This window comes from Rhodococcus sp. MPR-R1B, from assembly GCF_058793255.1.
Window position 1 is genome coordinate 1 of record NZ_JBXAFO010000031.1, and the last position, 18,554, is coordinate 18,554.

Below are 18,554 nucleotides of genomic sequence, written 5' to 3' on the forward strand. Positions count from 1 at the left end.
CCCCCAGGGGGAAGGCTGTCCGGATCGGGGCGTTTGGGGGTGCGATAGGTGGGAGTCGGTGGGTGGGGTGATGTTGTGAGGTCAGTGGGGGGACAGAGTTTCTCGCGGTTGAGGTTGCTCGTCCGGATGGGTGGTCGGTGGGCGCCGCGCTCCGAGCGTGAGGTTGGGGGTGCCCGGTCGCCGGCGTCATGTGAACGCGCGCGTGGCGTGAGGTCCGACAGCTGCAGAGATCGTGGTGACAGGAGCCGATCATCAACGTGGGCTGCGACGATGGTGCGTCCGTTACGGTCCGTGGGTGACCGGAACCGGGGGTGGGATTGTGCATGTGCACCCTGCGCCGTCGCGTGATGTCCAGGGCCCACCGGTTACGAGGAGATGATGCTGGCGTGGTTGAGATTCGCACCGACCTGTCGGATGTGGCCCGAGGCAAGGCCGTGGGCGCGCTGACCGATGCGGTCAAGCAGGAGTCGGCGCTGCGGGAACGGATGGAGACAGCTCGGGATCGTTCGGCGGCGGCGATCGTCAACGCCCGCGAGGTCGGGGTGTCGTGGGATGAGATCAGCGGCGTCTTCGGTGGGGTTACGCGGCAGTCGTTGACTGAACGGGTCATGCGTTTCGAGGCCCGTTCGGAGAGCCGCCGTAGCGCCTCGTGGGAGGGGACACGAATCGAGACACCCCCTGGGGCAGGGCATACCGGGGCATGGCGACTCGCCAGCGTCCGGCAGGCCGCCGCAAACGGAGCTGATCTGGCGGCGGCTGCGGCTCGGCGTGCGCACCTGGTCGACGAGACCGATCCACGTCAGATCCAGACTCGAGTCCGGGCGGTCGGGCACGCAGCGTTGGCTGCAGCGAAGGAAGCTGTTGTGGCGGCCGAGACTGGTGCCGGTCCGGAAGGTGTGCGGGATGAAGCCGCGGCCGGCATCGCCTTCACCGCGGCCGCCGGGTACCTCCCCGGCGACGCCTGACCGTCGGTTCCCCCACTCCCCCGGGGAGAGAGCTGTCCGCTTTCGAATGGTGTGGGTGCTGTTTCCAGCGAGGGCAGCGGGGGGACAAAGAATTTCACCCGGTATGTAGTTCCGTGGCCGTTGTGGGCGGGTCGAGTTGAACTCAGCTCAGCTCAGCAATAGGTCCGTGGCCAGTCGACGAGGTCGGCTGACGCCGATTCGTGGTCGGGCGCGGTCGACCAGTGCGGCGGCCAATAGTCGCGTTGGGCGTGGCGCGACTATCTCGTCGCTGCGCGCCCGGCGTTCACCCGGTCCTGTTCGCTGTCGGCCAGTTGCCGAGTGGTGATGCTTCCTGACCCTCCTCCCGGGATGGGCTGGATTCCTGCCTATCCCGGCAGGCCCCCTTCCCCCGGGGAGAGAGCTGTCCGGCTCGGGGTGTCGCGTATCGGCAAACCCAGTCGATGTTGTCAGGGGGACAAAGGATCTCGCGTGTGGCTCAGTGCCGCAGTGTCAGGCGCCGGCGCGGATCGTCATCGATGGCAACGAACGCCGACGGCCTTGGGAGGGCACGATGACGACCACCGCATACGAGTCTCGACAGATCAGTGACGAGCGCCGAGCTGCAGCGCGCAAACACGCCACCCACCTCATCCGCCGCAGTGGTCGCCACGTCGCCGAAGACCAGATGACGGTCTACAAAGTCGGCTACAGCGTCACCACCCTTGACGGCACCGAAGTCGCGTTCATTCTCGGATGGGAATGGGCGACGCTCGCAGAGGAGCGCGCCATCCTGAGCGACGCCGGATACGACCTTCTGGGCTTCAACTACGCCCGCGCGATCTGACCACCCAGGGGCGGCTGACCTCGGCCCGGCCCCCACCTGACGGAAGGAAAACAATCATGACTGCACCCGAGCAGCACGCCACGTTAAAGGACGAGCTTCTCCGTCTGAGCGCGGAGCATGTCGATCTGGGCGAGAAGATCGAGAGGCTAGCGCTCCCGGCGATGAGGGAGTACGTGTGCGCCCTATGGCCGGATGCGGCGATCGTCTACTCCAGTCCTGAATGGGTCGTCGAGAAGGTAGTCGCGGTGGACGGGCGGGTGCTCGCCGACGAGGAGTTCTTCAAGCCGTATTTGATGATCGACAATGACGATTCTTTGCCACCCATCGTCGAGGACATCGGAACGTTGATCGCGCACCTTCCGCCATCTCAGCGAGGGGACTACAACCATCACGAACCGGACTTCGTTATCCGGCTGTACCAGGGCGCGTAGAAGCCGACATTCACCCACCGACGCTGGTGGGTGAATGCGTCCGGCTCAGTCCCCCAGGGAGAGCGCTGTCCGGCCCATCGATGCGTGAGCGGCTGCTGTTTCTGTCATGCCGCACTCGGACAACGGTTCTCGGAGAGTAGGGGCATACCGTCAACCACACGACAGAAGGATGCAGCGATGCTGACAACGAAGACGCCCACCCCTTTCCAGGACAAGCTCACCGAACTGTGCGACGCCAAGAGGGCACTCGACCGCCAGATCGACGAGATCGCTATGGCAGCCCTGAGCGAGTTCGTGCGCAATGTGTGGCCCGAGGCCGGGATGCTGCGGGCAGATATCGAATTCAACGTCTACGAAGTCACCACGGTCGACGGCGGGCGGGTACTCGCGTCGAGCGACGACCTCGACAACTTCTACGCCGATGGAGTCGACTTGAGCGAAATGACGACGCTGGTGCACGCTCTGCCGCCCGGGCAGCGTGGAACCTACGACAACACCACGGAGTACTCGATTCCCCTCGCACCGTTGCGCTGAGCCCGCGACAGGCCCACTCGCGCCCACCCGCCGACGCCTGGCGGGTGGGCGTTCGGCTGCCCCGACCGGGCAGGCAAACGCGACTCCCCCACTCCCCCACTCCCCCAGGGAGAGTGCTGTCCGAACTCTCCGCCAGCACGCCATCCCAGTCCGGCAGCGGACAAGTCGTTGCCAGAAAACTCCCCAACAGGCAGTGCCCCAGCGTGACCAGACACCAGCCAAGGTTTCCTTCCACAAGTTGTTCACCCGACCGAAGGAACGATCATGGCCGACACCACCTCAACCGTCAGTAGCGCGACAACCGTCGCAGACCTGATCGCCACCGGAGGCCGAGCCTTGCCCGCAGAACGAGTCGGCGACGCACAGGCACTGATCTCGTGGATTCTCAACACCATGTGCCCCAACAAAGTCCGCGAGCGCGCGTCGAACTTGCGCCAGGCACTGTCTGTGGACGCGCCGGCAAAACCAGCCGGCCCCGCGGTGGTGCACTCCTCACCCGCGGAACTCCGAGAATTCGCTCAGAACGTGATCACCGACATCAACTCAGGAATCGCCTATACCGCTGATGAGATCGCCGAACACATCGAGCGCTACTTCGTCGTACCTGCACCCTCAGAGCACGTCTCAGACGTAACCGGGTACATGGTTCTCAACCCCGAAAACACCGCCGACCTGTGGGACGGCGTTGTACACACAACACTCGAGGCGGTTCGGCAAGAAATGGCGCACGCCGAACAGCGGAAGAACGAGGTCGGTGAAGGCTGGGCGATCTACGAAGTCCGGCCGCTCGGTGAGTCCACAGTCAGCAAAGAGTGACAAACACTGCCGATTTCTCCCAGCAGTGACCGGAAGTGCCAGCGGTAGACATAGGCGCAGAGCGCGATAATCGCTCGTTGGCAGATCCTCAGAACATTGGAGAGAGTGCATGACAACTGCCCAATCCCTGGCTGTAGGCACGAAGGTTCAGTTCGCCGAATCCAAGCGCTGGTGGCGCGTGCGGGCCGTGTCCGAGGACAACAATTTCGTGATCCTCACCAGCCCGTTCAATCTCAAAAAGACAGTGCAGTACACGATCATCGACAACCGGCGCGGTGTACGTGGCCCCGACGACAGGATCTTCAGCAACGGCTACGAGTCCGACGAGGACATCAATGCGCGACTGAGTGAGCTGGTCGCCGGAAGCATCTCCGTCTCGAAGAAAACGTCGAAGTTCGTCGAGCTCGACATCGTGACCGTGAAACCGTGACAGCCCGCCACCGGGTTGCATCGGATTCCCGACGTGCATCAGCGCTGATCTGATCGCGCTGCGCGCTCGCGGATCCTCAGGACTGTCCTACACACTCAGCGCGGCGGCCGGCGCCATCTACCGTCAGCGCCGCATCTGATGCCGCACAACAGAACCTTTATTCGTAGAACTTGGCTGAGCGAAACGATAACCGTCAACGCAGCATTTCGGCCCGACAGCACGTCGTCGCCCAGCGATCGCCGCACCCATCCCGTCCACTTACGAATCGAGCCAATGTCATGAACAACTTGAACAACTCAGATGAAGTAGCAATCGATGTCGGGAGAGTAGCGCTGGAGGCGAGCGAGGGCGTCGCCCATGGTTCCGATCCCGAGGACTTCTTCCTGGCGGCAGGCAACGCAGTCCTCTTCTGGCTGCCTTTGAATGGGTACCCCATTCTCACCGCGGAGCAGATGGTGCCCACCGAGGAGAGCACGAAAGCGGGGCGGAATGACTTCAACGACCATGCGCCGTTCACTGCTGTACCCCCCGAAACCGGATCGAAGATGTTATGCGCTATCACAGGAGCAGACAGCAACCCCGGTGGAGAACACGCCTACGTAACCGTGCGGGTGCCGAAGGATTTTGTCTCGGGGCAGTCAATCGCAGATCTTGCAGGCGCGGGAAAGAGTCGCGAGCTAGCAAAGCTCCTCGCCCCGTCGGTAGCCGCGGAGGAGGGAAGAGCATGCGAATCCTGACCGTGCGTCAGCCCTACGCGTGGCAAATCGTTCACGGAGACAAGAACATCGAGAACCGGACGAGGAACATCGCAGGAAAATACCGCGGCCCCGTCGCTATCCACGCTTCACTCAAGCCCGACATGGAAGCACTGCGAGGTCTTCCGATGAGGCACCCCCGTGGTATCCTCCGGATCCACTACTACGGTGCGATCATCGGTGTCGTCGACCTCTCGAGTGTGCATCATGACCGGGATTGCGAATGTGACTGCTCGGACTGGGCGCAACCGGGTCACTTCCATCTGCGCCTACGAAATCCGCGAGTACTCGAATCCCCGATCGAGTACAAGGGCGCACTGGGACTTCGGACCATCGCTGACGACAGCATTATTCGGCGGCTCGATTTAGCGGAGGCGTACCAGTGACAAGCAGCACAGATCAACAGAGCACACTGCCGCTCGCGGAGGATCGAACGTCAATCAGGCGCAAGATCGCGGACATGTGGCTCCAAGAGATCGCATCACAGCCGATGAGCTTGTGTGCCGACGATGGCACCAAAGTGCTTGTCTTGGCGGAGTTGACGTTGCGGATGGTCGACAAGGCAGGATATGCAAGGGGTGCATCGTGACTGACATTGGAGGCCATGCGAAGCCCCGGGCAGTGGAGATCCGCACTGAACCTTTTGCGACGAAACTCGCTCGGCATGGCCGGGACGAGTTAAGGCGACGCGGGCACGACGTTCCCGAGCCGGTAAAGGAATGCACGATGGACGGAGACTGTGACGCGCCTGAGCATATCGACGGCTGCTTCGGCGGAAGCGAACCTAGTGAATCGGTCGAGGTGGCCGTCTACGTCCGACTACCGGACCCGGAGAATCCGTCACCCGCGTTGATCGAGGCCGCGTACATAGCGCAGGACGACCTGTCGAAGCCACCCGATCAGTGGGCAATCAGAGCTGCTGCGGAGGTAATTCAGTCGTACATCGACGCACAGAACCACACCACCGTGCATGTTCTGGGGCACCAAATTCGGAGATAAAGCCCTGAGCGGAAGCATCTTTGACCGTGCGGGCGAGTGGGAGATTGAGGCCACGATCTTCCTGGACGGAATAGCAGTGGCATATACACAGACTCGCCAGGTGACGCCCACGAGTTCGCGATGGAACTGTCGTCGCGAATCTCGAGCGCCGTGACGTGTCGTCGTGACGCTGCCGAATGTGGTGGCCAGGCTTCACTGAGCAGGTCTTGAAGGGTTTTCGAGGGGCCTGATAAGGCTGTCCGCCTGTGCGGGCCGTGTGGTCATCTGTTCATCCTGGTTGCCAACACCAGCTGCCCTCACCGCTGCATTCCTTGCCGCACACCGGAACCCGCATCTGTAGAACTGGATGGACTTGAAGGCGCCCGCCAACATGTCCCAGGTTCTGAACGGAGGCCGAATGGCACTGACTGCGAGCGACAACTTCGCGGGGGCTGGTGGAAGCTCAACAGGTCTTGAATTGGCAGGGTATTCGGTCGTTTCCGCCGCGAACCACTGGGACCTGGCTATCGCCACTCATCAACGGAACCATCCCAACACCGAACACCGGAACGAGAATCTCAGCGAAGTCGACTGGCGCACTTTCCCGAGAACGAACATCGCATGGTTCTCCCCGTCGTGCGTCTGGCACGCCAGATCCGGCGGGCACAAGAAACCACCGGTGGAACAGGAACTACTGCGTGCCGACGCGGGATCCATCGACCGCGCTACAGCCTTCGCTGTCATCGCCGCAACAGAAGTGCACCGCTACGACGCTGTGATCGTAGAGAACGTCCTCGAATTCCAGGCCTGGACTCTCTACCCGTGGTGGCTGGACGGGATGCGAATGCTCGGCTACCGCGAACAAATCGTGCTTCTGGACGCCGCCGACGTTGGCGCAGCACAGCGACGTGTTCGCTACTTCGCCGTGTTCACCCGCGACGGGAACGTGGATCTCACCGTGACCGAACCGGAGCAGGTCAGCGCGTCGACGATCCTTGATCCGAACCCCGGGAAGATCGTCACCCGCAAGCTGTACGTGTCGGAACAGATCGAGCAGATCGCCGAATTCGACACCCCGCACCTTGTGACCTACCGGCGCAACGCGCAGGCCCGCAGAGCTGATGCGCATCCGCTCGCTGCCATCACTGCCGGCGGTAATCACCACGGCATCGCGACAGTCACCGACGAGGGTGTTCGCTTCCGGATGCTGTCGAACCGTGAATGCGCAAGGGGACAGGGTTTTCCGGACGCCTACGAGTTCGTGGGCAACACCAAGCAAGTGAAGAAGCAGATCGGCAATGCGGTATCCGTCCACGCTGCACGGTGGATCGGGGATCGCGTACGAGTGGCCTTGGAGGGTCCGGCACCCGTGAGTGTCGATCGACGAGCCCTCGTAGGGGCTAACTCGTGACCGCGACACACAGAAATCAGTTCACTCAAACAGTTTTCGATCAAGTCAGGAGAATCGCGAATGTACTACGCAGAGACCGGTGACCGAGGAGACCAGATGGCCGCAGTAGCTGGCGCCCTCGACGATCCGCATCACAATCGTTCGTCACGGTCACGAACGGAAACAATCGCAGCTCTCGACGCCCAGACACAGGCGGAGTCCATGTCCAGGTCCACGACGACCGAACTGGCGGACCTGCTGGGCAAGCACGGTCCCGCGACAGTCACACATCTCGGCAAACGCAGCTTGGTGATCGACTGCGCCTGCGGCGCTGAGGTCTTCTGCACGGGGGACGAGTTCCGGTCCGCGCCGATCGACAGCACATCCGGCGCACTCTCCTACCTTCTGCGCCACCACGTCGCCGAGGCAATCGTGGCCACCAGCGTTGTCGTCCCGAAAGAGAAGGTGCAGGTGCGATACCTGTTCTGTGGCCATCCTGGCTGGCCTGACCCGCTCTGGGTGTGGCCAGCGACCCTTGAGAACGCGACCCGCATCTACAACGAAAACCCTCACCCGAACGCGTGGGTCGGCAGCCGAATCCACCAAGAACACCTCGACGTGGTGATCCCGAAGCGCTCCGAAAGGGACAATGATGAGTGATCACATTCTGCGGATCACGCGCGCCGCCGACAACGAGCACGACGCCGAATACGAGATCGTGTGCCCGTACAAGCATCCCGGCGCACCGTGCACAGTCTGGTGGGAATGCGAAGACTGCAAGGAACTCCCGACCAACCCACGGAACGAGCTCCAGAACCAACTCGACCGCGACGGAGTGAGCCAGGTCCACGACCTTCCACACCAGATGATCGGCGACATGATCTGCCAACAGGGCGACACGTGCATCGTCTTGACAGGTCACACCGACTACGACTTCGATCCCGACGACCTGCCGGCTGGCGATCACCCCGTCGTTTAAGAGACCGAGGAAATGTGCACGTACATCACGCTTCCGAAGGTCAGACAGTCATGAACCTGATGACCTTCGATCAACTGTTCACGGAGCAGTGGAAATACGAAGAGGCCAAACGCCAGCAGTGGATTCAATGCACGTGCGGCAGGTTCGTAAGGCCCGGCTCGTATTGGGAACGGAACGAAATCGGGGAACGGTTTTTCGGTTGGAACTGCTCCCGGTGCGGCGACGTGGTGGAGTACGAATGACGCCACAACGAACATCCGCAGGCCGAAGCCGAGCTGTCCGAAATCATTGGCAGTCAGGAGCATTGACATGACCACCAAAAATGCATCCACAAAGGCCGTTGCGCTCACCGCTGCAGAGGTGCAGCAGATGCTCCGCCGGCACTACAACCCGCCGAGCGCTCAACGACCCGGATTCATACTCGCGGCGGAGATCGCAGCCCCCGGATCGGATCGGCGGGCCGACCTGATCGCGGCGCCATTGACCCACTCGAATGGCGACCACATCATCGGGCACGAGATCAAAGTCAGCAGGCAGGACGTGATCTCAGAACTACGTAATCCGACCAAACACGACGACTGGGCCAAGCACTGCTCACAGTGGTGGCTCGTCATCTCCGACCCCGCCCTCATCGAAGGCCTGACGATTCCCGAATCCTGGGGCATCATGGCGCCACCTGTCCGGCGAGGTGGGGTGTCGATGGCAGTGCTGCGACCCGCACCGAAGTTGTCCCCGATCGACACTGGCGCCGCCTGGCGCAAACTCGCTCGCTGGCAGGCGTGGAAATCCTCGGAAGCCGAACGCGAGGCTGCCCGTTCAGTGAAGGAAGCGCAACGCACGCACGAGCGCGATCAGCGGGAGCTTGCTCGGGTGAAAGCCGTGGGTACCGGTGCCAGAGAGTTCGAGGCGGAGCGGATCCATCGGATACTGAATTTGGTCGACGAGCAGATCGTGGCGAAGCGATTGTGGTTATGGGCCCGCACAGAGGATCAGGAGTTGCTCGAGACGATCGCGGACGCGGTAGTTGACCACGTCGCTGTACGCAGCGCTGCCACCAATCTGAGGAGCAGCCTCGCGAACATCGTCGAAGAGCTGATCGACCCGAAATCTGGAGTGCGGCTGAGCCTGTCCAAAGCCGACGTTCTCGCCGCGCCGAAGGCAAAAAGGCAGGCCAGACCATGATCGCCGACAGCGACCGAGGCATTGCCCAGATGCTCTCCGATCCGGACCTCGTCGGCGACACCCTGCTGTTCGCGCTGTGCCTTCGTCACGTTCTCGATCGAGTGAGCGACGACGACGGCCTACGGGTGCGAGTGAAGACCTTGGACGGGCTCCTGCTCGAGGTCGGGGAACAAGCCACCGGCGACAACCCAGGAAAGGCGTTCTACTGGGCCCGGCGAGCTGTCGAACGGGATCTTCCCCGCTACGACCCGGAAAGTACACAGGGGCTTATGCGTTGCTGCGCTGAGATGGTCAGGAAAGGCGGGCAGTGCAGCAAGCCCGCTGTCACCGTCTGGATCGACCGAGAACCGGCTACCGGAGAATCTGTGTGGATCGGCTACTGCCGCCGACACCTCACGTCCGAGGTGGAGGCACTGCGCGATGAACGACAACGGCTGTGGAACGAACACGGGAAGCCGGTTCCGCCGCCCAACCGTGGCGGGGTGCTGACTCGCTATTTCACCTGTGATTGGGATGCGCTCTGGCAGCGCGTTTGTCCTGTCCGGGAGCCGTTGGATGGTGCGAAGGAGGCGACACCGCCGAAGCCGGCGCTGAGGGTCGTCCGGGGCGAGTGATACCTCCACGAATCGACGATGACCGATGAGTGCACACCGCCGCCGCCGCGTATTCCCCTGGGGTTTTGCATATTTGAGCTATGCAGAGAAAGAGGAACCAAATGGCTACAGGAAATCAGGACTCGGCCACAGACACTGTTGGTGCGCTCAATCGGTGGAACAGTGAGTTCGCTGTGGATCCGTTGGCGTGCCCTCGCGACGGGATTGAGTTGTCGGCCGTGAGTGCGGCCTCGCTGGTGTGGGTGTGCCCCGAATGCGAAATGCAACAAGCAGTCACGGAGGGGCAGATCGTTGAGGCGTTGGGCGCCATGGAGTTGCCGATACCGGGGAAGGGTTCAGTAGTACGAAACGGGCCCTGGCGTTTGAATCTTGGCGTACCGGCGCCCAGCGTGTTCGGTCGCCCACGTAAGAATCTCGATGCCTTCGGCTTGTCAGTTGGAGTCGTTACCGCTGTTGTACTGGCTCTGATTGTCTTTTCGATTGGCAAACTCGCTGTCGTCGACCGCGCGCTGATTGCCGCGGGTTGGGGTCTAAGTCTGGTGATTGGCGTTTTGGGCTACTACGCCACAGCTCGGCCCGTCGTCCACGGTCGATGGATTTTGACGAGTATCGACAGGGTGTTTCCGGGTATGTGGGTGGCACTGAATCCTCATGTCCTGAACGTGGGAGCCGTTGAGCAGGTCACCGGATCAACGACCACCGATCAGATAACGATCACGTACCGCGATGGGACCACGCTGACACGACCAAACGACTCTACGATCGGTGTCTTCATGCCAGATCGGTAGAGGTTGCGCAGGTCAACGTGTTGGATTCGAGATCCCGTACTGGGATTTCGGATCCAAGTGAAGACGCTGTCCGGCGAGCGTCGTTGTTGAGTGGATGAACTGCATCCTGTCCGGCCGAGCGCCCGGTTGGCCGCCGCGCCCCGTTGCTGGTCGAGAGCCTGCGGCGCCGCGAACGCCGGCGACGCTTCTCCAGATCGCCTGATTTTGTGGTGCCGCATCCCAAAGTGCCTCCACGCAAGCTGATTTCAGCAACCAACCGAACCGATCAGGAGATCACCGTGGACGCAATCAAGATCGACACCCAGTTCAACGTATCCCGAGTGGACCTCACCGCAGGTGGGCGCAGCATCGGTGACGGGCTGCGTGCGGAAATCGACTGCCGTGTATTCGACGTCGTCGGCCTTACAGGCGATGACGACACCAGCCTCGATATGTGGGTCGACGACGAGGGCATGTACAACAGCACTCCGAACCTCGCCGCTTCCGGGATTGCCCGTGAACTCAAAGAAGACGCGCAGGCGTACTACTTCGGTACGGCCTTGTTCGCGACGTCCAACGACGAAGGCGAGACCGTCGACCTCCGCCCGGAGCACGTGTCGAAGGTTCTCGGAAGTCTGGCGGAGGTAGCCGGGGTGCCCATGGCGGCCCGCGTGCAGTGGATCGCAACCAGGGCAGCGGCATTGGGGTTCACCGTCCCGGCGCCGGCCAGCGCGTCGGTCTGACCAACTAACTCAGCCCGCCTACCAGCCCACGGCCGGTGAGCGGGCTGAGTTGTGCGTGCGTCGCATGAGGCCGCCTGTCCGGCCCCTTCCACAGCCTCACCAGTGGAAACGTGCCCTCGCAAACCCGTCGGTGTTTGACGTACGTGCCACGCACCGGAGGCCGTCGATCTATGTTGATCCCATCGGAGAATGCACCGCACCAAAAATCTTGGAGGACGTTATGTACGCAATTCGGGTCGGCACAGATGCAAACGTGGACAAAGTCGACTTGACCGTAGGGCGGCAGACCGCCGAGGTCGGCCTACGCGTCGAGATCGGATGCCCTGCGGTCGACGTTGTCGCCCTCGCTGGCGACGAGAACACCAGCCTCGCGATGTGGACCGACAGTAGGGAAACCGCTGACGGGCAGCTGAACCCGCTCGCATCTGCAATCGTGCGTGTGTTGCGCCCCCAGCTCACCCGCTACTACTTCGGGCCGGTGGTGATCGGGACATCCAACGAGCACGGGCAGATCGTGGAGCTCAGCCCGGAGCACACGGAGATCCTTCTCAACGCACTGGCCAAGGCTAGTGGGGTTCCCCACTACGACCGCAAGGGCTGGGCCAGTCGCGCGGCGGCAGCACTCGAAATCGTCCACCCCAGTGCTGCACCCGTGGCTACTCCCGACCAGGCAGCTGAGCCAGCGCCCGTAGTCGCACCCGCTGGTGCGTCGGAACCAGCTGCACCCCTTCGCCAGCCCGTCTGCCAGAAGCACCCCCTCCGCGCGTCTGTGTGACACAACCACACCGATACAGACCAGCGATTCCTGATCGATCGCACGTGACCATCGGACCGTAGCGACCACGCGACCGCCCGCCATGACAGCCCGTCGAGGCGGGCGGTTCGCGTGTGGAAGAGTTGATTCCATGACTCCGACGTCGTCCACCATCTTCATTTTCGATACCAACATCGTCCTCGGGACGCCGCGACTGGACGATGTGGCCTGGAAGAAGATGTTCCTGGTCAGGGAGTTTGGGCCTTCATTCACGCTCGTGGTCCCGGAGGTGGTCGTTCGGGAGTTCGGCCGCCGCAGATTCGCGGCCGCTGAATCACTCCGTAAAGCCGGAATCAAGTCGTGGAGCACTGCCCTTCGAGATTTGGCAGCCGCGGGAGTGGAATTGCCGCCTGAAGTGCCGACTGTCCGCGAACTGCGTGACCGCCCGACAATCTCACGGGTGGATCACACTGCCGAGCTGAGGACCAATCTCGCCGACCACGGTGTGAAGATCGCACCGATCCCACCTGTTGACCACGATGTTTTGGTCGAGTGGTCCCTGAGCGCGCATCCACCATTCGACACCACCGACAAGGGATACCGTGACGCCCTGATCTGGGGGACAGTGAAGGCCATCGCCGTGGCGTCGCCGGCGCATAGCGAGATCGTGTTCATCACCAATGACAACGATTTTTGTGGGAGCGGAGATGACTCGGGGAAGCTGCACAAGAATCTGATCGCTGACCTGAAGGCGGCGACACCGAATGCGGTCGCCCTGGCGAAGACCATTCCCGAAGCCATGACTCTGACCAAGCTGGACTCCGTTCACGCAGAACTGTCCGAGGACGATCACGACCTTGAGCTGTATGACGACATCTCACAGCTGATAACGGCTGCGATCCCGGGCGCGTGCGACGACATACTGGGCATGGAACTACCCGACTATATCTCCGACGACTTCTTTCACGAGTCTGCCTTCAAACTGACAATTCCGGAACTCGAAGGTCCCGTCATCGTCACTGAAGTTGACCCACGTCTCGACACTGTGGGCATCGATGTGCACGAGAAATACGAAGGCGACACACAAATCGGCGAAGTTCGCTTCCTGGCTACTGTCACATGCAGCGGTCAGATCCATAAGGCTGACTTCGCGATCTCCGATGTTGATTGGGACGTGCAAGACGCAGACTTCAACAAGCACTACATGGAGGTAGCCACGTCGGTAGAAGTCGAATTGACGTTCCGATTCTTGGTGAACGGCAATGAGGTTGATTCGCTCGAATTCGACAGCGGAGTGCAGGTCACCTCCACCCCCAAGAAGAAGTGGGCGAGTTCTTCGCTGTTCTACGACAACTAGAACGCACCATTAGCATCAACGGGCCTGACACAAACAACCGACTGACGACAGGATTCCCGGTCGGTTGTGAGCTGTCCGAGCAGTGTTTGAAATACTCGACGTCCGCTTGGCAAGCCCCAGGTCCATCACCATAGCGTGACGGACAAAGGCTGCCGCACAACATAATTAGCTTCGGCATCGTGAAGGCGACCAAATCGCCGACCAGTGCAGAGGATCTTCAATGACGTTGACCGCTCTCCCCCACATGACTTGGACCGACTTCTCCCGCAACGTCTTACCTGGGCTGAAAGCGCTCCAGAAGACTGTGACTCCGCAATACGTACTCTGCCCGTACGACAGCATCGAACGGCGTACCCATCAGGTTGTCGTCGTCACCGACGCCGTCACCACACCCACCCTGGTGCGCGCTCCTCGGGCGCGATCGAACAGGAAGCCGATCGCCATCGCGCTACCAAGCCTCGACACCCTGACGTTGCCGTTGGCGCAGTCCGCCGTCAGAGTTCAAACGGACTACATCGTGCTTCGGCACCTGTTCACCAACGCCGTCATACGCAACACCTTCCCCGTGTCCGTTGAGCAGCCCACGGAGCCGATTGCAGCGGCCTGAGCGACCACGCCAGATCCAGACGTATCGCTTCGATCCGGCGGTATCGTTTCATCCACACATGGGAACGGCCGCAACACGATTAGGTGTGTTGCGGCCGTTCCCATGTGAGTCGGCTACAGCTACAGCCACAGGTATCCGCTCGACACCCAACTCGGAAGGCCACCCAGATACGCGCCGGCCCCGACACTGACCAGACTCAAACCCTGTCCGGCGGTGATGGTCGTGCTGGTCCGGCCGTTGGCTGCCAGCGTGGACTCAACGTGATTGAACGGCGCAATGCCGTTCTGCCACGACACGTTTACCGGCACCTCACACCCCGGGATCGAGCCGTAGGTGCCGTTCGGTGTGAGATTCACCGTTGTCTGATCAGGATGTCCCGGCACCACCTCGAAGTCGACGTGAATCGTGCCGAAGCACGGACCGGCAGGAACAGGAACGATGTCGGTGCCGGTGACCTGCAGAACAGCGGCCGGAGGGGCGGCGGACGCGGTGCCAGCCGCGATCGTGGCAACCCCGGCAGCGCAGATCGCGGCGGAGGCGGCAACAGCAGTCGCCCGGGCCAAACCTCGGCGAACAGTCATGGGAAGTCCTCTCATTCGATGACGAGTGAATCGAAGGGCCACCGTATCGAGCCCGGTTCCGGTGTATGCGGCCCGAAACAGGGGCGCCCGCAGTCGAGAGTCCTGTCCGCCGCATTCATGTCGTTGCTGCTGGTGATCGGCCGGTACCGAGGTTGCGGAGGTGCCGCAGTCGCCGTGGTCGTTCGCGAACGTAGTCGCAGAAGGTAACCGAACGGGACGAGGGAGGTCGCAATGAGCGACGACAGGATTGACCGGATTCGTAAGCTGCTCGCGCAGGCAGACAGCGTTGCAGGCACACCCGAAGCGGACGTCTTCAACCAGAAGGCGTTCGAGTTGATCGCCAAATACGGTGTCGACGAGGCCGAAGTGCGACGGGTAAGCGGTTCCGGCCCTGCCGAGATCATCGTCTACGAAATCGAGATCTCCGGCGCCTACAAGGTCGATCGCGGTCTCCTTTTCAACGCGCTTGCCGGGGCACTGCACTGCTCGTCCATTCGAGTGAGTAAGTCTGACCGCCGCAAGGTGTTCGGCACCGCCGCAAATATCGAGCGGCTCAAATTGCTGTTCGCGCTTCTCTCGGTGCAGATGAATGCCGGTGCAGCCAAGGTTAAGGGCGTCTCCGCGTCGTCGACGTCCAGGGCTCGTCGGTCATGGATGCTCGGATTCATTCACGCTGTATCCACCCGGCTCGAGGTCGCGGAGAAGGACGCCGCATACGACATCGTTGGCAGCGATCTGGTGCACGTCAACGACGCTGACCGTGCAGCCGCTGCGCTTCGGCTCGAGTATCCCAATATCCGGCAACTCAAGGTGCGGCGAAATGTGGACGGCCGCGCCCACGCGGACGGCGCCAACGCGGGAGGTCGCGCCGATATCGGCAACGCCCGAATGAGCTCGCGCCGAGCACTGACCCGCTAGCGCGCCACGTGCCGCGCACCCTGCCGAGCGGCGAGACAGTGGACATACCAACGGTTCCCGACCAGGAGGACATCATGTCAAGCATCAACCAGCGTGGAGACGCATTGAAGAACGTGCCGAACGCAGAGGATCGGCTGGCGGCGTTGGAGCAGTTCACCGTCTGCGGGCCGAACTATCGGCGACGGGTCGTCGACGAGTTGGGCCGTGCCCGCCGGATGTGGTGGGTCGAGTCGGCCGGTGCGTGTCTGGTCACCGCGGAGATCGCAGCTGGGTTGCGCCCCTCCAGCGATTACCAGGACCGGCACACCGAAGCCGTCTACAAGGCTTCACCAGGATCTGCCTCCGTCTGATCCGGTGGCGCGAGCGCCGGTGGGCGCAGGGGTGACTCGCCGCCCCCTGTGCCCACCGGATCCACCTCCGTCGCCGGCCGATTTCCGCGTCGGTCCTGTCCGGCGGTTCCGCCCACTGCTTTCCGGATTGAGCGGGTGTTCGTGTCTACACGATTCTCACGGCGGCCGCGGATACTTCAGGGTGCGCGGTCATCCTGATATCACTGTGGACTATTCACTGTCTGGACATGCTGTGAATGCAATACTATGCAGCATCTCTGAGCTGCTAATACATGCTAGTTTTTGTCCCCATTTTAAGAGTCCAAAAGACCCGCATCGCCGCTTCGCTGGTCGTGTCGACTTGGATGCAGACCACGGCGAACGCGCTGAGGTGGCCGAGGCTGGCAGCCAGATCTCGCCCAGCCCGACGAATCAAGGTCTGCCATGTAGGCAGAGATTCTCTTGAAAATTGTTGCCGTACAACCGTTGTAACTATCAGGCAGGTGAAACGGAAAGCTTTTATAGTCAAAACATCATGGTTGAATCTCGAAAGCTATTGCAGCACAATAGATTTCGATATACAATCGTGGCAAGATCGACTCACTTCCCAGGGGGATGACATGACAGTGACCGTGTACACCAAGCCCGCGTGCGTTCAGTGCAATGCCACCTACCGCGCTCTCGACAAGGCTGGAGTCGAATACTCCGTCGTCGACATCACCGAAGACGCTCGAGCCCGCGAGCACGTCATGAGCTTGGGGTATCTGCAAGCGCCGGTCGTCGTCGCCGGAGATGACCACTGGGCGGGGTTCCGGCCCGACCGAATCAAGAATCTGGTGAAATGGGATGTATTGCAGCAGATGCAACATAGCGTCAATTCGAAAGACCTGTCTGGACTGGCTGTTTGACGCCGCAGGGGAGTTGTAAGTCCTGGATTTACGGAACCGGACCGTGCGCTTCGAGTGGATGTAACAATGTTGCATCTGATACAACATTAATGTGGTGAACGAGGCGCCGGGATCGGCACATCTGATACTCGCGGGGAATGTCGTCCATCTCGATCCGGCACCGGCGATGTCGGAAGCGATGATCGAGGGCTGGACGCGACAACAACGCAGCCGATTCCTCAAAGACCAGACCATTGCAGCGCGGATTCGGATGATTCGACGATTCGGTGAGTTCACGAATCTGTATCCGTGGCAGTGGACTCCAGCAGAAGCTGAGGCATGGATCAGTGATCTGCGATCCGGCGACCGGGCGCTCGCGTTGTCCACGATCCGGAGCTACGAAATCACGGTCAGACTGTTCTGCGAGTACCTCACCGACCACCGATACGGCTGGATGCAGGTGTGCGCCGACAGGTTCGGGTCAACACCCCAGTTGGTGTTCCACGAGGGCAACTCCGTGCTGCACATTGGGGACTACGAAGGCAGTCCGCGTCGGCGTCCGCTGACGTACGACGAGATCCAAGCCTTGTTCGATGCCGCTGACGGACGAGCCGAGAAGATTCGGGAGAATGGCCGCAAAGGCGCCCTCGCGGCGATGCGCGATTCCGCGATGCTCAAGTTCTGCTACGCCTTCGGGCTACGCCGCTCGGAGGTGTGCAATATCGACCTGGTAGATCTTCGGCGCAATTCCCAAGCCCCGCAGTATGGTTCGTCGGGTTCGGTCGCGGTTCGATTCGGTAAGGCGTCGCGCGGCGGGCCGACGAAACGCCGGACTGTGCTCACTGTTCCCGAATTCGATTGGATCGTCGACGTCCTCGAGCACTATCTGGCCGAAATCCGACCAGCGTTTGCGCCCGGCGCGCATCCGGCATTGTGGGTGACCGAACGCGCAGGTCGCATCTCCCCGCGATCGGTCAACGCCGCGCTTACTGCTGCCCGTGACGACGCGAATCTCGACCCGATCCTGGACTTGCACTGCCTGCGACATTCCTACGTGACCCATCTGATCGAATTCGACTACCCGGTGCGCTTCGTCCAAGAACAGGTCGGGCACACGCATGCATCGACGACGTCGATCTACACCGGCGTCTCGAACGAGTACCGAAATCAACTGTTGACCCGCGCGATGCGAAACCGACACGGCGAACTGTGGAGCGAATCATGAACAAGAAAATGGGCTACGCCTGGCACTTGCGGCACAAGATGGCCGAACGCGACATCTTCCACACCTCGGACCTTGTCCCGTTACTCGCCGAACGCGGAATCGCGCTCTCCCGTGAGCAGGTCTACCGCCTGGTCACCTCACCTCCGCAACGATTGAGCATGGACACCCTGGTTGCGCTCTGCGACATACTCGAATGCACACCCAACGATCTCATCGAACCGAAAATCGTCAACGAAACGATCCGAAAAGCCGCAAGCGACCGCTCCGCGCCCACGCCGCTGCGACGCACCACGATTCGCCGGCCGCAGCACTGATCGATGCCACCACGAGGAACGCCGCCGAGCACACCACTCGACGAGATACGCGCACGGATGATCGCGGCGACCCAGTCCGTCGCGCCCGGAAAGATCACCGAAGATCATGCACGACAACTACTCCAGGACGCGGCGGCATGGCAACCCCGTGGGGTACGGACCCTGCACCGGTATC

26 protein-coding genes are annotated in these 18,554 nt (G+C 61.5%); 25 read left to right on the top strand and 1 reads right to left on the bottom strand.

What is annotated here, in order from left to right; translation table 11 throughout:
- Positions 1–386: 386 nt before the first annotated feature.
- The 20 genes from AC1Q61_RS28170 to AC1Q61_RS28265 all read left to right on the top strand — a co-directional run bounded on the left by AC1Q61_RS28170 (position 387) and on the right by AC1Q61_RS28265 (position 14,125).
- Positions 387–965, top strand: coding sequence for a hypothetical protein (locus AC1Q61_RS28170; RefSeq protein ID WP_064112145.1), 579 nt, complete (start codon positions 387–389; stop codon positions 963–965).
- 550 nt (positions 966–1,515) lie between these two features.
- Positions 1,516–1,788: a hypothetical protein gene (locus tag AC1Q61_RS28175; protein WP_047269193.1), complete on the top strand. Its 273-nt coding sequence runs from the start codon at positions 1,516–1,518 to the stop codon at positions 1,786–1,788.
- A 56-nt stretch (positions 1,789–1,844) separates the two neighbouring features.
- Entirely contained in the window at positions 1,845–2,219 is a 375-nt protein-coding gene (locus tag AC1Q61_RS28180) for a hypothetical protein (protein WP_047269192.1), read from the top strand.
- A 177-nt stretch (positions 2,220–2,396) separates the two neighbouring features.
- Positions 2,397–2,753, top strand: a complete 357-nt coding sequence (locus AC1Q61_RS28185) for a hypothetical protein (RefSeq protein WP_047269191.1) — start codon at positions 2,397–2,399, stop codon at positions 2,751–2,753.
- 264 nt (positions 2,754–3,017) lie between these two features.
- Positions 3,018–3,569, top strand: a complete 552-nt coding sequence (locus tag AC1Q61_RS28190; RefSeq protein WP_492651305.1) for a hypothetical protein — start codon at positions 3,018–3,020, stop codon at positions 3,567–3,569.
- A gap of 109 nt (positions 3,570–3,678) precedes the next feature.
- The gene (locus tag AC1Q61_RS28195; RefSeq protein ID WP_058228469.1) at positions 3,679–3,999 is read left to right on the top strand and encodes a hypothetical protein; all 321 of its coding nucleotides are present in this window, start codon (positions 3,679–3,681) and stop codon (positions 3,997–3,999) included.
- A gap of 278 nt (positions 4,000–4,277) precedes the next feature.
- Complete coding sequence (locus AC1Q61_RS28200; protein WP_075835587.1) at positions 4,278–4,736, top strand: hypothetical protein; 459 nt, start codon at positions 4,278–4,280, stop codon at positions 4,734–4,736.
- Positions 4,724–5,140 (top strand): ASCH domain-containing protein, encoded by a 417-nt coding sequence (locus AC1Q61_RS28205; RefSeq protein ID WP_492651304.1) that lies wholly within the window; start codon positions 4,724–4,726, stop codon positions 5,138–5,140. The genes AC1Q61_RS28200 and AC1Q61_RS28205 overlap by 13 nt, the downstream gene beginning before the upstream one ends.
- Positions 5,137–5,343: a hypothetical protein gene (locus AC1Q61_RS28210; RefSeq protein ID WP_075835591.1), complete on the top strand. Its 207-nt coding sequence runs from the start codon at positions 5,137–5,139 to the stop codon at positions 5,341–5,343. The genes AC1Q61_RS28205 and AC1Q61_RS28210 overlap by 4 nt, the downstream gene beginning before the upstream one ends.
- 137 nt (positions 5,344–5,480) lie before the next feature.
- Entirely contained in the window at positions 5,481–5,753 is a 273-nt protein-coding gene (locus tag AC1Q61_RS28215; RefSeq protein ID WP_143542510.1) for a hypothetical protein, read from the top strand.
- Between the two features lie 397 nt (positions 5,754–6,150).
- The gene (locus tag AC1Q61_RS28220; protein ID WP_223304381.1) at positions 6,151–7,143 is read left to right on the top strand and encodes a DNA cytosine methyltransferase; all 993 of its coding nucleotides are present in this window, start codon (positions 6,151–6,153) and stop codon (positions 7,141–7,143) included.
- A gap of 96 nt (positions 7,144–7,239) precedes the next feature.
- Positions 7,240–7,782: a hypothetical protein gene (locus AC1Q61_RS28225; protein WP_143542511.1), complete on the top strand. Its 543-nt coding sequence runs from the start codon at positions 7,240–7,242 to the stop codon at positions 7,780–7,782.
- On the top strand, positions 7,775–8,101 hold the full coding sequence (locus AC1Q61_RS28230; protein WP_087503783.1) for a hypothetical protein: 327 nt from the start codon (positions 7,775–7,777) through the stop codon (positions 8,099–8,101). Before AC1Q61_RS28225 ends, AC1Q61_RS28230 begins: the two co-directional genes overlap by 8 nt.
- A gap of 309 nt (positions 8,102–8,410) precedes the next feature.
- Positions 8,411–9,283, top strand: a complete 873-nt coding sequence (locus AC1Q61_RS28235; protein WP_075835601.1) for a hypothetical protein — start codon at positions 8,411–8,413, stop codon at positions 9,281–9,283.
- On the top strand, positions 9,280–9,897 hold the full coding sequence (locus AC1Q61_RS28240; protein ID WP_047269183.1) for a hypothetical protein: 618 nt from the start codon (positions 9,280–9,282) through the stop codon (positions 9,895–9,897). The genes AC1Q61_RS28235 and AC1Q61_RS28240 overlap by 4 nt, the downstream gene beginning before the upstream one ends.
- Positions 9,898–10,115: 218 nt before the next feature.
- Positions 10,116–10,685: a hypothetical protein gene (locus AC1Q61_RS28245; protein ID WP_143542512.1), complete on the top strand. Its 570-nt coding sequence runs from the start codon at positions 10,116–10,118 to the stop codon at positions 10,683–10,685.
- 278 nt (positions 10,686–10,963) lie between these two features.
- Entirely contained in the window at positions 10,964–11,407 is a 444-nt protein-coding gene (locus AC1Q61_RS28250; RefSeq protein ID WP_141695865.1) for a DUF3846 domain-containing protein, read from the top strand.
- A 253-nt stretch (positions 11,408–11,660) separates the two neighbouring features.
- The gene (locus AC1Q61_RS28255) at positions 11,661–12,182 is read left to right on the top strand and encodes a hypothetical protein (RefSeq protein ID WP_143542513.1); all 522 of its coding nucleotides are present in this window, start codon (positions 11,661–11,663) and stop codon (positions 12,180–12,182) included.
- Positions 12,183–12,312: 130 nt separating this feature from the next.
- Positions 12,313–13,518, top strand: a complete 1,206-nt coding sequence (locus AC1Q61_RS28260) for a PIN domain-containing protein (RefSeq protein ID WP_058228461.1) — start codon at positions 12,313–12,315, stop codon at positions 13,516–13,518.
- Positions 13,519–13,738: 220 nt separating this feature from the next.
- The gene (locus AC1Q61_RS28265) at positions 13,739–14,125 is read left to right on the top strand and encodes a hypothetical protein (RefSeq protein ID WP_047269179.1); all 387 of its coding nucleotides are present in this window, start codon (positions 13,739–13,741) and stop codon (positions 14,123–14,125) included.
- Positions 14,126–14,244: 119 nt separating this feature from the next.
- Here AC1Q61_RS28265 and AC1Q61_RS28270 read toward each other — a convergent pair whose 3' ends face one another.
- Positions 14,245–14,706 (bottom strand): hypothetical protein, encoded by a 462-nt coding sequence (locus AC1Q61_RS28270; RefSeq protein WP_058228460.1) that lies wholly within the window; start codon positions 14,704–14,706, stop codon positions 14,245–14,247.
- A gap of 231 nt (positions 14,707–14,937) precedes the next feature.
- Here AC1Q61_RS28270 and AC1Q61_RS28275 point away from each other — a divergent pair, with 231 nt between their 5' ends.
- The 5 genes from AC1Q61_RS28275 (at position 14,938) to AC1Q61_RS28295 (ending at position 18,379) form a co-directional block, all read left to right on the top strand.
- Positions 14,938–15,624 (top strand): DUF2786 domain-containing protein, encoded by a 687-nt coding sequence (locus tag AC1Q61_RS28275; RefSeq protein ID WP_064112228.1) that lies wholly within the window; start codon positions 14,938–14,940, stop codon positions 15,622–15,624.
- A gap of 74 nt (positions 15,625–15,698) precedes the next feature.
- A complete protein-coding gene (locus AC1Q61_RS28280) occupies positions 15,699–15,974 on the top strand; it encodes a hypothetical protein (RefSeq protein ID WP_125053106.1) in 276 nt (91 codons plus the stop codon).
- Positions 15,975–16,573: 599 nt separating this feature from the next.
- The gene (nrdH, locus tag AC1Q61_RS28285) at positions 16,574–16,861 is read left to right on the top strand and encodes a glutaredoxin-like protein NrdH (RefSeq protein ID WP_075835609.1); all 288 of its coding nucleotides are present in this window, start codon (positions 16,574–16,576) and stop codon (positions 16,859–16,861) included.
- Positions 16,862–16,985: 124 nt separating this feature from the next.
- Positions 16,986–18,065: a tyrosine-type recombinase/integrase gene (locus tag AC1Q61_RS28290; protein WP_075835920.1), complete on the top strand. Its 1,080-nt coding sequence runs from the start codon at positions 16,986–16,988 to the stop codon at positions 18,063–18,065.
- Positions 18,062–18,379 carry a helix-turn-helix domain-containing protein gene (locus AC1Q61_RS28295; protein WP_065353036.1) on the top strand — a complete coding sequence of 106 codons (318 nt, stop codon included), beginning with the start codon at positions 18,062–18,064 and terminating at the stop codon, positions 18,377–18,379. Before AC1Q61_RS28290 ends, AC1Q61_RS28295 begins: the two co-directional genes overlap by 4 nt.
- Positions 18,380–18,554: the final 175 nt, after the last annotated feature.

What these genes read in the sequence shown, in the direction of transcription:
- AC1Q61_RS28215 (WP_143542510.1), top strand. Translation starts at nt 5,481, where the DNA reads ATGGACGGAGACTGTGACGCGCCTGAGCATATCGACGGCTGCTTCGGC.
- AC1Q61_RS28185 (WP_047269191.1), top strand. Translation starts at nt 2,397, where the DNA reads ATGCTGACAACGAAGACGCCCACCCCTTTCCAGGACAAGCTCACCGAA.
- AC1Q61_RS28220 (WP_223304381.1), top strand. Translation starts at nt 6,151, where the DNA reads ATGGCACTGACTGCGAGCGACAACTTCGCGGGGGCTGGTGGAAGCTCA.
- AC1Q61_RS28205 (WP_492651304.1), top strand. Translation starts at nt 4,724, where the DNA reads ATGCGAATCCTGACCGTGCGTCAGCCCTACGCGTGGCAAATCGTTCAC.
- AC1Q61_RS28175 (WP_047269193.1), top strand. Translation starts at nt 1,516, where the DNA reads ATGACGACCACCGCATACGAGTCTCGACAGATCAGTGACGAGCGCCGA.
- AC1Q61_RS28230 (WP_087503783.1), top strand. Translation starts at nt 7,775, where the DNA reads ATGAGTGATCACATTCTGCGGATCACGCGCGCCGCCGACAACGAGCAC.
- AC1Q61_RS28260 (WP_058228461.1), top strand. Translation starts at nt 12,313, where the DNA reads ATGACTCCGACGTCGTCCACCATCTTCATTTTCGATACCAACATCGTC.
- AC1Q61_RS28295 (WP_065353036.1), top strand. Translation starts at nt 18,062, where the DNA reads ATGAACAAGAAAATGGGCTACGCCTGGCACTTGCGGCACAAGATGGCC.
- AC1Q61_RS28280 (WP_125053106.1), top strand. Translation starts at nt 15,699, where the DNA reads ATGTCAAGCATCAACCAGCGTGGAGACGCATTGAAGAACGTGCCGAAC.
- AC1Q61_RS28180 (WP_047269192.1), top strand. Translation starts at nt 1,845, where the DNA reads ATGACTGCACCCGAGCAGCACGCCACGTTAAAGGACGAGCTTCTCCGT.
- AC1Q61_RS28270 (WP_058228460.1), bottom strand. Translation starts at nt 14,706, where the DNA reads ATGACTGTTCGCCGAGGTTTGGCCCGGGCGACTGCTGTTGCCGCCTCC.
- AC1Q61_RS28200 (WP_075835587.1), top strand. Translation starts at nt 4,278, where the DNA reads ATGAACAACTTGAACAACTCAGATGAAGTAGCAATCGATGTCGGGAGA.
- nrdH (WP_075835609.1), top strand. Translation starts at nt 16,574, where the DNA reads ATGACAGTGACCGTGTACACCAAGCCCGCGTGCGTTCAGTGCAATGCC.
- AC1Q61_RS28190 (WP_492651305.1), top strand. Translation starts at nt 3,018, where the DNA reads ATGGCCGACACCACCTCAACCGTCAGTAGCGCGACAACCGTCGCAGAC.
- AC1Q61_RS28265 (WP_047269179.1), top strand. Translation starts at nt 13,739, where the DNA reads ATGACGTTGACCGCTCTCCCCCACATGACTTGGACCGACTTCTCCCGC.
- AC1Q61_RS28225 (WP_143542511.1), top strand. Translation starts at nt 7,240, where the DNA reads ATGGCCGCAGTAGCTGGCGCCCTCGACGATCCGCATCACAATCGTTCG.
- AC1Q61_RS28195 (WP_058228469.1), top strand. Translation starts at nt 3,679, where the DNA reads ATGACAACTGCCCAATCCCTGGCTGTAGGCACGAAGGTTCAGTTCGCC.
- AC1Q61_RS28275 (WP_064112228.1), top strand. Translation starts at nt 14,938, where the DNA reads ATGAGCGACGACAGGATTGACCGGATTCGTAAGCTGCTCGCGCAGGCA.
- AC1Q61_RS28235 (WP_075835601.1), top strand. Translation starts at nt 8,411, where the DNA reads ATGACCACCAAAAATGCATCCACAAAGGCCGTTGCGCTCACCGCTGCA.
- AC1Q61_RS28240 (WP_047269183.1), top strand. Translation starts at nt 9,280, where the DNA reads ATGATCGCCGACAGCGACCGAGGCATTGCCCAGATGCTCTCCGATCCG.